An 11536-nucleotide genomic window follows, 5' to 3' on the forward strand; every position below is an offset into this window, starting at 1 on the left:
TTTGAATTATGAAGCTTAAAAAATTAATTTTGTCTATGCAAAATAAAATTATTATCCGTCATTTTTAATTAAAATCGTATTTTTGCAACATCCACTAAAATAAAAGTGGTATTTTTTTTCGGTGATGAACTCATTACCTCATTTTTTCCTATACTTTTTATATCAATTGATCCGTCAAAAATTAGAACAATATTATTTAGGTCATGTAATTCTTAAAGCAATTAAATTGATCTTAGCTGCTTGGAAAGAATTTAATTTAGACCATGCTTATATATATGGAGCTTCATTAGCTTATTACACCATCATTTCTCTTCCGGCAGCATTGAACCTGCTTTTTACTTGGTTAACCACATTTTTTGATGAGGCACAAGTAAAAGAAGATATGATAGAAGAGATTGCTTTAATCACAGGTGATGTTGTCGCTTTAGAATTAGAAACTATGATCAATAGTTTGACGGCTTTACAGATAAACCCAACGATATCTACTACCATAAGTATTGGCACTTTAATATTCACTTCTACTTTATCATTTCATACATTAAAGATTGCTTTGAATAAGTTTTGGAAGGTCCCTAATCGAAAACAAAAATTCAAACAACTCATTATAGACCGATTAGTGGCATTCAGTATGTTACTTGTTGTAGGTGTACTATTTATAGTATTAATCTTTGTTGACTCAGCCATTAGTTTCCTATCTGATTTTATTCGAGAATGGATGACTACAAAAACAGTAGATTTTATATATGCTGTCCGACAATTAGTGACTATTTTGATTTCATCAGTACTTTTTACAAGTATCTATAAATTCATCCCAGATGTAAAAATCAAATGGAAAGATGCCTTTATAGGTGCAATTGTAACCACCATTTTATTTCAATTCGGTCAATACGGTATTCGTTATTATCTTACACATATTCAAGCCAATTCTTCTTGGGGAGCAGGATCGCCCATAATTGTGGTCATGGCATGGACTTTTTACTCTGTACAAGTGATGTTTTATGGTGCAGAGTTTACTTATGTCTATTCAGAAGAATACGGTAAAGGAATTGAATCTACAATAAATCATGGAAATGAATAATTATACATTAATAATAGCCGATAGTAATCATATTGATACCATAGCTCAGTTTCAGGTTGATATGGCATGGGAAACAGAAAGTTATAAATTGGATCTTTCTACAGTAAAACGTGGTGTTAAACACATCATAGACAACCAAAACCTCGGAAGATATGTCTTAGTTATGGATGGCGATACTTGTATTGCTTCTATGCTAAATTTATACGAGTGGTCTGACTGGCGATGCGGCAACGTTTTATGGATTCATTCTTTGTATGTAATTGAAACATACAGAAGAAAAGGTTTATTCAGAATGATGTACAATCATGTTAAAGAAGAGGTAGATAATGCTGATGATTTAATGGGATTACGTCTCTATGTCGAAAAAGACAATAAAAGAGCACAAGACACTTATAAAGCTATGGGGATGACAAAAGAACATTATGATATGTACGAATGGTTAAAATAAACCCTAAAGTCTATCTTTTTTTACAATATCCTCTTTACTTCTCATCTTTTAAGTATAAATTTGAAGTTTAATATCAAAATATCTTTTTCTACGAAGCAATCGATCTTGAAAAGAATAGTCTATATACTTTTATCTTTCCTTTTTCTATCATCCATCACTTTTGCACAAACTGATAATAAAGATGATGAAGAAGTAGTTGAAGGGCAAGAACCTAATAAGGATGGTGTTACCCTTGAACAGGATAGTTCATGGCTAAAAGGACCACATACTACTTGGTATCTTACAAAAGATGACGTTTATAAGATACACTTCGAAGAACATGTAATGGACTCTTCTTATACTCATTTACATCGTTATGATGTACATGGACAGAAAGGATACGTTCATCAAACTCTTGGTAATAACGCTAGTGCGTTAAGAAGCTATTGGGATCTACCCATCACAGATTTAAAGCAAACTATGGGCATCACAGCTTTTGACCCATATACTTTAGACCTAAATAAATGGCAATATTACAACGCTTACATTCCTGTTACCGATTTTAACGGTGTTGTTGGACAAGATAACAGGGGTAAAATTGGCGGGCAAATTGGTCGTAACATAGATCCCTATTGGGCTGCTGGAGTTTATTTTCAAAGATATTCAGAGCCTTACCTTATTGGTCGTGATAAAATCAGTAACTCTTATAACGGGCAAGTTCACACCGCATTTGGTCTCAATACTCGATACGAATCCAAAGACAATAAGTATAAATTAATGGCCAGCTTTTACCAATATTTCCATGAAGGACCAGAATCTGGTGGATTAGCCATGAAAAGTTTAGTCACTGAAGAACAATCACCTGACGACTTATTTGCTTTAGGAAGAGGGCAGCTTACCAACTATTTCCCTGATGGGGTGAGTTCATTTAAATGGAGTACCAACTACCAACTTTATCATCAATATGCTTTAGTAGATAGTGCTAAACTACAAGTATTTCATGAGTTTAATAGAAATCAATATCGTTATCAATACGCCAATTCTGAAAGTACTATAGCCACCAATAGATTGTATTATGATCAATTTAATGACCACACATACAACTATGTATTAAGCCTTGATGATAATGCAGGGTTTGCTCCAGGGTATCAACCTCCTGTTGATACAAATTATAAATATGGCGACAAGCCTTATGTAGGCTATAAAAAAGAATATATTGACAATAAAATGGGTGTAAAAAGTAGATTAGGCCCTACTTTTTGGTCAGGCTTTATAAAACATCGCTTTTACAGATATCAACAACAAAATTCTGACGACTTTACACCTATCCCTGTAGACCAACAATTATTTGTTGGGGGTGATGTTGAATTACAACTCCCTAAAAAATTAGGTGCGTTAACCGGACATGCAGAATATGACCTTTTAAAAGGGAATATATTTAATATAAATGCTGATATAAAAAGTAAATATTTAAACGGAGGATTTGTTCTTCAAAACACTCTTGCTCCTTTATTTACACAACAGTTCTCTAGTGTATTTTTGTCTTGGCAAAACGACATGGATCCAATTTCTAGACAACAAATATATATAGCACCTCAACTACCATTGGGAGAAAATGGTAATTTCTCTGTATTTGGAGAGGTCAATAATATTGGGAATTATATTTATTACAATAAATATGCTCGACCTGTTCAAGTAGATGAAAATATTACTTATTCTAGATATGGGACAAAGTTTAAGATTAAATTAGGCCCTATTCAACAAATAGCACAGGTAGTATATACTCAAAATAACAATCAAGAGGTAATGCCTACACCTGAAATTTTTGCCACTTATGAACTCTCCTATGTTAAAGAATTTAGAGATGGCATGATCAGTTTATATACAGGCTTCGATACAAGATTTATTTCTAGTTATTATGGATATGCTTTTAACCCAGTTACTCAGCAGTTCCATGTACAGAACGACTATAAAACAGAAGGAAACTTTAATCTAGACTTTTTTGTCAACTTCAAAATGAGAAGATGTATGGCTTTCCTTCGATTAAGCGATCTTATGAATTTAGCAGACGCAAGAAGTGGATACTGGGCTACTGCAGGTTATATGGGACCTGGCTTTGGCTTATCTTATGGAGTGCGTTGGTTAATGTTTGAATAAAATAATTATGAAGAACCTAGTTTTTACACTATTACTTTTTTGCTTGAGCAGCACACTATTCGCTCAACGTTTTATTGCTGTCGATAATTACGGTAGAAATAGAATTAAACTATACGAAGGGGACGAAATTCGTTTTAAGATGACTGGAGAAAAAGCAGTTTATCGAGATGAAATCTATGCGCTAACAGATTCATCTTTTTACCTTTCAAGAACTGGTACCGAAGTTCCTTTATCTGAATTATCTGAAATTAGAAGAGCAAGAATTCTTCCTAGAGTTATCTTTGGTGGTAGCGTATTTATTGGTACTGGATTTTTGGTTTCTAGTGCAATTAATCGGGATGAAGAATCGGTAAAAGCAAAGGATATTCAGGTTTATCAAGGTATAGCTTTTTATGCTATTGCTATAGCAATGCGCCCTTTCTTTTGGAAGAAATACCGTTTAGGAAAAAATTCTCAGGCACAAATTTTAGATGTCACAATCCGAAAAAAGCCTTGATTGTTAACAAAAACATTAGTAAGTTAGGTTAAACTTACCAACCCCCTTATGCATAAATTAGCGATTACTTGGAGCATTACCCTTCTATTATTAGGACATTTTGCTTTCGCAGAAAAAAAAGTCGACATCAGTTTTATGACTGAGGCTTCTGGATTTCGTCTTTTAGAAATAGCAGAGGATTCTTCCACTATCAAAAAATTGAAAGAAGTTGATGCAGAACTTTACATCGGTTTAATCGACTTTTCTAAAGATAGAACAAAAGCTTTACAGATATTCAAAGAGAATGGCATACAATGTCATGCTTGGCTCCTTCTGAATAAAGGAGAAGGTTATTTTCCCAATGCACACAATGCCGAATCTTACCTTAAAAGGTTTGAGCAATTTATTGCTTGGTCTCAGAAAAATGGGTTCCAATGGAAAAGTATGTGTGTAAGTTTAGCACCCTATATTACTGACCAAAGAATTGTAGATAATGGTTATATCTCTGTGTCAAAAGTTATTCTTAAAAGAATGATTAGCGGTTCTATCCAACACCAAGGAGATATTGAATATGGTAAGCTAAGAAACCTATCTAACAGAAATAATTTAAAAACGGTCAATATTGTCTCGCCATATTTAGTAGATGGTCGTGAGGTAAATGTAGATTCTTGGAAACAAATTACAGGCACTTTTGACATTCTACATGATGAAGAATATATTGAAATATTTAATCATTATACTACTTCTACCGTACTTACATTAGCACAATTAAAATCTTATCAAAGTGGGTTTAATACCATTATTATTGGTTCTGCTAACGATAAAAAACCTTTAAGTAAGGAGGAGAACCCAAGACCTTTACAGTGGAAAGAATTAACTCAATACGTTACTTTATTAAGGCAATACGATAAATCCATCATCATCTATGGATTGGATGGAGCTATCAAAAAAGACATTTTAAATAATTTATCGCAACATCTTACCGACGATAAGTTACCCAATTTAAAAGCTGCAGAAGAACAAATCATTAAAGAAAGAGAGAACACTCAAGTAATTTTATCGTTACTTTCTCATACAGGATGGCTCCTTTTCTTTGGTCTTTTCTGCTTCCTCACGTTCTTTATTGCCACGATAAGAACACTTAAACTCATTTTTTAATGCACCTTAAGGAAAGCATCTCCTATTGTCCGAAATGTGGCAAAAAGGAATTTATATTTGATAAAAAACGATTCGTCTGCAACAGTTGTCACTTTGACTTATACATCAATGCTTCTGCTGCTGTTGCTGCATTAATTCTTAACGAAAAAAATGAGTTACTCCTTTCCAGAAGAAAGTTTGATCCACAAAAGGACACTTTAGATCTTCCAGGAGGATTTGTGGATATCCACGAAAAAGGAGAAGACGCCTTAAAAAGGGAAATCAAAGAAGAACTAAATTTAGAAATCACCGAAATGCAATATTTCGGTTCTTTTCCCAATACCTATACTTTTAGAGACAACGATTATTATACGTTAGACTTGGCTTTTGTCTGTAGGGTCGCAACTTTTGACAATATACAAGCCAACGATGATGTAAGTGCTATTGAGTTTATTCCTTTGGATAAAGTGAATGTAGATGAGATTGGTTTGAGTTCTATTAAGGTGATTGTAGAAAGTTATTTAAAAGCTAATTTATAGGTTAAACCCCACCCTAAACACCCAAGGATCTTTCTGAATAGGATTATTTTCTTCTTGATACACAAAGGAATACAACAATTGAAAACTGATACCAAAAAAGTCTCCGAATTGATACGTATATCCTGTCCCTGCTCTTAGAGAGGGAAACCAATGTCTTTTGTATTCTGCTTGTGAGGGATCGGAGGCATTCATGCTTTCTACCTCTGCATCTAAATGTGGATATCCTTGTTTTGGGGTATATTGAGAAAATAAACGACCTCCATACACCCATAAATCTTTGTTACCTACTTTTGAATACCTCAATAAAGGAGATATACCAACATTGGTTTTCTTTTTGACTCCCAATGTTTTATACAACTGAGGGGCAAGTTCTACGCCTGGATATTCTCCTAAGGCAACGTTCATTCCTCCTCCTACTTTCAAGAACTTTCCTAAGTCTATGGTGGCATCAGGAATTTCTAGCTGATCTAACTCTGGGTTAGCAAAGGGTATGTCTTTTTTGGTGGAAATTTGAAACTGCCAAGGGCTTCCGTTGACGGGATCAACCCAACCTGTTTTTCGCATGGCGGAGGCTTCTATGGAGAACAATCTTCCTATTTTGAGGGAGTAACCTGCTCCTACTAAAAAGTCACTTTTCCAGCTTGAGGTGGTTGACTTTGCTACGCCTTCAGATGATATAGCTACGGAGTCTGCTTCGTAAAGACCATAGTATTCTATTTGTAAATAGGGCAACCACTTTTTAGGTTGTACTCTTACAAAAGCTCTTCCACCAAAGGACCAATCCGTTTGAAGGGAGTCGTAGAGCATGGAAATATTTGGTCCGATACCTACACTCCATGCTTCGCTTAATGGTAATTGTATGGAAGGAGAATACGTTACTTTTAAAGGATCTTGTTGCGATACAGTGACTGTATTACCTATGTTTAACGCTTTTGACAACATACCGATACCTTCGCCCAAAGACATATTTTGCATATCCTTAAATTTATCTAGGAGCTTTAAGTTTGGACTTTGGATTTCTTTGTTGGGATCAAATCCATTGAGATTACTTTTTATGACTTGATCTATTCCTTTTTTTCCAAAACCTAATGTGACTCCTGCCAATATCCCCCAATCGTTGTATTGGTAGTGATAGTTGATATCAGTATGTAAGGTGATGATTTTATCTTTCTTGTTTTTCCATGCGTAACCTCCTCCTACACTGATGTAATTGGTATGTGCTTGCCATCCATGACCTAAGGTCAACATTCCTTTTCGTTGTTCTCCCAATCGGTATTTTAGCTTGCTTTCTGCTAACCAACGCTCAGCGATATCCAAGTTCAAAGAGTCTGAGTTGAAAGAGATATTTAACCCAAACAAGGCTTCTAACTCCCATCGTTTGTAACGGTAGCTTAAGCCTGAGGTGAGGTATGGAGCAATGCTCCAATTTTCATCCTCCATTAGCCCACAATTGAAATCATGGGCTTTTGAGATACCTACTCTACCTCCTACAAAAGGTACCAATTGTGGTACCTCTCCCATTTGCAACAAGCTGTCTTCCAATTGTTGTTGTTGGAGGGTAGCTTGTTGTTGTTTTAGTTGGGAGAGCGAGGGGTAGGTTTGGGAGAATGTTATCCCGTGGATTAGAAGGAGGAATATGAATAGAGATTTTTTCAAAAAATATTTTGTGTTAAATTTAAAGACTTTTATGAATAAATTAGTTCAAAATGACACCGCGTTTAACACTTCGAACAAGAGTTTGAGTAATTATTATAAAATCAAAAATTTGCAAGTTATTTTATTCCCCTTTTCAATTTTGGTCACAAAAATATAATACTTAACCTCACCACCTAACCATTTTATTTCACGAAGTTTTTTATTCTCTTCAATTACTTTATTAAAATCCCACTTCTCAACATCATAATTATCTACCATAAAATCAGAACACCACCAATTATTGAAATCAAAATCACCTTCAAAATAAGAATAACATATTTCAACACTATCATTCCATATTTTACCATGATATCTATTATAGCTATTGGAATAAACAAATTCAATTATATAAAAAGAGTTCGATAAATCTATTCCTTTTTTCTTAACCAATTTTTTTCTTATATAATGAAAATATTTTAGATCCTCATCGAAGATATGGTTTTTCTTCCTGGATTTTAATTGTTCTTTTAAAATTTCATTTGAAATACTTTCAAAGTCTTGACATAAGATTTTATTCCAACAAAATATTAATGATATTAATAAAACATATTTCATAATCTATTCATTATTTATTTTTAGTCTATTAATAATAGGGTTGTTTGTTTCTGGATAGAATAAACTTTCATCTGTGATATAATTAATTATCATAGAATTTCTATCCCACATTTCATTTGGTCCAATACCATAAGATGCTCTTAGAGGAATATTATGTTCGTTCCTTATCATATTTTCATAATAAGTCGCATATTTTTCATTATTTGGAACAGTATCTAATCTACCTTTATCATTAATATATGAAAACCATATGCTATCATCTCTCGTTTTATCCCAAGTATCTTGAATATGTGCTAATTCATGACCTAAACCAATAAATGGATCTCTTAATGTATTATTAAAAACATCAATTCCTCCATTCATATTATCTGGATTCCACCCTACCATATTACCCTCTGGAGACGCTTGATTGCTTTTAGATTTCATTAAACTTACACCTCTTGTTGTATTCGAACTTAAACTTAAAACTAATGATTTTCCTACTTCACCTTCCATTAATTTATTAAGAGCACTAGAAACCTGGTTTACAAAATTCATATTTCCTGAATATTCTTCTCCTGATGAATTAATAAAGGCATAATTATTATCATTATTTACCCCCCAATGATACCTTCCACCTTCTGTAAATAGAAAAATACTATCTCCATTTACATCAATACCATTAATAGGATTATTTGCAACATATTGGTATGAATTTAAATTCTGATATTTTTGTGAATATCTATCTACAACAAAAAACGTCCCAAACTAGCATCATAATGTCTAGCCCTATAATCAATAAAACCAATTTCCTCCTGCTTCTCTTTTCCATGGTATTGGAATTTATGATCAGGTGTTCCTTGCTTTTCAATTCCCACCATATTCATACCAAATGGGTAGTAGTGGTTTTCTTGGACTATGTAGTCGTTGAAAGATACTCGGATATCATCAAAGTAAACATTTAACTCAGGTGATTGGTTATGAATATCTACTTTTACAAATTATGCATTGGCTGGATGGAGTTTGCAACTCTTGTCTTTAAATGCTTTGAGTAATGTAAGATTGCTTCGTTTCTGTTGGAAATCAATTTTTAATGTGTGATTATCAAAAATTGACCTTATGAATTATTATTCTTTTTGGTTTGATGTTATAAGTTCGGAAACTTATTCAATAACCAAGTTCCGAGTGACGCTAGCGCTTAACACTCGCGAACAGTGAGGGGATGTTTAACCCAAACAAGTCTTCTAGTCCCCATCGTTTGTAACGGTAGCTTAGTCCTGTTGTGAGGTATGGAGCAATGCTCCAATTTTCATCCATCATTAGCCCACGATTGAAATCATGGGCTTTTGATACGCCTACTCTACTTCCTACAAAAGGTTCCAACTGTGGCACTTCTCCCATTTGCAACAAGCTGTCTTCCAATTGTTGTTGTTGGAGAGTAGCTTGTTGCTGTTTTAGTTGGGAGAGTGAGGGGTAGGTTTGTGCCTGCAACACCTCTATTGTGAAAAATAAGAGCAAGAAGAGAGTGTATCTCATTTTTAGATGTTTGTTTTTTGACGTTATGTTGTAAGTCAAAGACTTAATCAATAGATGAGTTCTGAGTGACACTGCGTTTAACACTCCGAACAGTGGGGGTAGATGAGACTACTGAGCTAATTTTACTATACCTAACTTTTCTAACTCCTGTTGTGCCTGTTCTATTTGAGATTTTGTACCAATATAAAACTCGACAAACTCTATCCGCTCTTCACTTTCAGCACTTTTCTTTACTGTTCCATTAGCTCCTATAAAGCCTACTACTGTGTCAATTGGCACTTTTTTAATTTCACCAAAAGAAGGCAACTTATTATCAGGAGTTATTCTCTCGTAATAGTATTCAGGAAACTCTCGCCATCCTTCATTTCCCGTAAATTGAGTTTTTAAAACACCATTTTGCGGTATTTCATAAACACGTTTTTTCCCCTCGTACTTTGTAGGGATGCCGTCTTTTTGATTAAAAATGATTAACACGTAACCTTTATAATCTTTTGGAACAACAATAATTTCTTGCTCTCCGCTATCACAGCTAAATAACATAAACGATATTATTAAAGACAAAATCATCTTTCTCATCTTTCAAAGTCTGTTTGTACTTTCTTATTCCAATCTTCTACTGAATAAGTTGTTTCTCCCTGTCTAACACCTGTAAAGTTTCCTTTATCGTTAAACATAATCTGCATATTGACATTAAACAGCTTTTCCTTATTATCATCAACCAAACTATGCAATCCACCATTTTCCATCTGAGCACCTAAGAATAATTTTGTTTTGCCCGACTGGTCTGTGATAAACGATTCTGTACTTGGAAACTCATCTCCTGTAAATGACCCTGTAACAGTCAAGTGAGGATACCGATTAATGTTCTGAATACCAGAGAGGTACAAATCATGTAGCATTATGATTTCTTATAGAGTCAGTCAATTCTTCAATAATGTTTGTTTTTTCAAAAAAAGACTTTAAAAAAACATTATAATTAACACCAAAAATATAATTACAATCTTTAAAGTATATTCTATAGTAGAAAAAAAATACATTCTCAATTTTAATAAATTCACTTTTATGATGTTTCTTAGTAAAGATTACATTCTTTATAAAAAACTTATTGTCTTTTATTTGAATTTCTTTTATTAAAAATAACATTTTCAGAATTAATAATTGAAAGATAGCAATAGGAAATAATATCAATAATGTTCGTATTGTATCAGATGAAGATAATATAAATATTATTTCAAAAATTAGAAATATGAGGATCAAAACTCCAACGCTTCGATTTAAGTAAAAGTAATTTTTTATTGATAAATACATAATATAACTTTTAATGACTAAATTTTAATCTAATTCCTATTTCTAATCCAATTTCCCCTACAATACCTAATCCTCCTTTTGCTCCTGTTGCTACTGAACCTGATAAAACAGTTTGATCTTTTTCTACTTCTAATTTACCTCCACCTACAACTCCTGGTAATAATGTTTGTCCTACAGATCCTTCAACTTTAAAATTTGATTTAGGTCCTCCTCCAATACCTTGATTATATTCTATTTTACCTCCGCCTTCAATACCTTTACCTATTATCAAACCGTGAGTAGTTTTTACTTGAAAAAGTCAAAGACTTAATCAATTGGTGAGTTCGGAATGACACTGCGTTTAACACTCATATCTTTACATAAATAAAGAATAATACAATTTTCATAAATTGAAAATTATATTATTTGGGACAAGAAAAGTATTGCTTTAACACTAGATATATTAGAAATAAAGTACTAATAATATCGTTTCGGAGGAATTGACTTTCTTGTTTCTCTTTTCGAGCTAGAACAGTACCCAAGGAAGTTTCATTGTATATCTATCCTGTATTTTATGAGTAAAAGCGATAAAAGAGAATCCAAATTTTCTTCAATCCAAAACAATAAAACTATGAATCAAAAGTACAGTGTTGGTATTGATATTTCAAAAT

14 protein-coding genes are annotated in these 11536 nt (G+C 33.2%); 6 read left to right on the forward strand and 8 right to left on the reverse strand.

Annotated features, from left to right (window positions below; translation table 11 throughout):
• The first annotated feature begins 124 nt into the window (after positions 1 to 124).
• The 6 genes from NH26_RS05145 (at position 125) to NH26_RS05170 (ending at position 5813) form a co-directional block, all read left to right on the forward strand.
• Positions 125 to 1078 (forward strand): YihY/virulence factor BrkB family protein, encoded by a 954-nt coding sequence (locus tag NH26_RS05145; RefSeq protein ID WP_044222478.1) that lies wholly within the window; start codon positions 125 to 127, stop codon positions 1076 to 1078.
• Positions 1071 to 1526, forward strand: a complete 456-nt coding sequence (locus NH26_RS05150) for a GNAT family N-acetyltransferase (protein WP_052431961.1) — start codon at positions 1071 to 1073, stop codon at positions 1524 to 1526. The genes NH26_RS05145 and NH26_RS05150 overlap by 8 nt, the downstream gene beginning before the upstream one ends.
• Positions 1527 to 1631: 105 nt before the next feature.
• Positions 1632 to 3662 (forward strand): putative porin, encoded by a 2031-nt coding sequence (locus tag NH26_RS05155; RefSeq protein ID WP_044222483.1) that lies wholly within the window; start codon positions 1632 to 1634, stop codon positions 3660 to 3662.
• A gap of 7 nt (positions 3663 to 3669) precedes the next feature.
• Entirely contained in the window at positions 3670 to 4158 is a 489-nt protein-coding gene (locus tag NH26_RS05160; RefSeq protein WP_139262880.1) for a hypothetical protein, read from the forward strand.
• Between the two features lie 48 nt (positions 4159 to 4206).
• A complete protein-coding gene (locus NH26_RS05165) occupies positions 4207 to 5295 on the forward strand; it encodes a hypothetical protein (protein WP_139262883.1) in 1089 nt (362 codons plus the stop codon).
• Positions 5295 to 5813: an NUDIX hydrolase gene (locus tag NH26_RS05170; RefSeq protein WP_044222493.1), complete on the forward strand. Its 519-nt coding sequence runs from the start codon at positions 5295 to 5297 to the stop codon at positions 5811 to 5813. Before NH26_RS05165 ends, NH26_RS05170 begins: the two co-directional genes overlap by 1 nt.
• Here NH26_RS05170 and NH26_RS05175 read toward each other — a convergent pair.
• From NH26_RS05175 to NH26_RS05210, 8 genes are all read right to left on the reverse strand, one after another.
• A complete protein-coding gene (locus NH26_RS05175) occupies positions 5808 to 7469 on the reverse strand; it encodes a hypothetical protein (protein ID WP_139262886.1) in 1662 nt (553 codons plus the stop codon). The genes NH26_RS05170 and NH26_RS05175 overlap by 6 nt on opposite strands.
• A 93-nt stretch (positions 7470 to 7562) precedes the next feature.
• Complete coding sequence (locus NH26_RS05180) at positions 7563 to 8063, reverse strand: hypothetical protein (RefSeq protein WP_044222499.1); 501 nt, start codon at positions 8061 to 8063, stop codon at positions 7563 to 7565.
• Positions 8064 to 8066: 3 nt separating this feature from the next.
• Positions 8067 to 8729, reverse strand: a complete 663-nt coding sequence (locus NH26_RS05185) for a M91 family zinc metallopeptidase (protein WP_317040993.1) — start codon at positions 8727 to 8729, stop codon at positions 8067 to 8069.
• Positions 8730 to 8788: 59 nt separating this feature from the next.
• The gene (locus tag NH26_RS25370; protein ID WP_084812066.1) at positions 8789 to 9028 is read right to left on the reverse strand and encodes an RHS repeat domain-containing protein; all 240 of its coding nucleotides are present in this window, start codon (positions 9026 to 9028) and stop codon (positions 8789 to 8791) included.
• 205 nt (positions 9029 to 9233) lie between these two features.
• The gene (locus NH26_RS25645; RefSeq protein ID WP_199880229.1) at positions 9234 to 9578 is read right to left on the reverse strand and encodes a hypothetical protein; all 345 of its coding nucleotides are present in this window, start codon (positions 9576 to 9578) and stop codon (positions 9234 to 9236) included.
• A 108-nt stretch (positions 9579 to 9686) separates the two neighbouring features.
• Complete coding sequence (locus NH26_RS05195) at positions 9687 to 10118, reverse strand: DUF6843 domain-containing protein (protein ID WP_071397092.1); 432 nt, start codon at positions 10116 to 10118, stop codon at positions 9687 to 9689.
• 32 nt (positions 10119 to 10150) lie between these two features.
• On the reverse strand, positions 10151 to 10477 hold the full coding sequence (locus NH26_RS05200) for a hypothetical protein (protein WP_044222509.1): 327 nt from the start codon (positions 10475 to 10477) through the stop codon (positions 10151 to 10153).
• Between the two features lie 419 nt (positions 10478 to 10896).
• Complete coding sequence (locus tag NH26_RS05210) at positions 10897 to 11157, reverse strand: hypothetical protein (RefSeq protein ID WP_044222515.1); 261 nt, start codon at positions 11155 to 11157, stop codon at positions 10897 to 10899.
• Positions 11158 to 11536 lie beyond the last annotated feature (379 nt).

Origin of the sequence: Flammeovirga pacifica, from assembly GCF_000807855.2 — a bacterium.
GTDB classification, from domain to species: Bacteria; Bacteroidota; Bacteroidia; order Cytophagales; family Flammeovirgaceae; genus Flammeovirga; species Flammeovirga pacifica.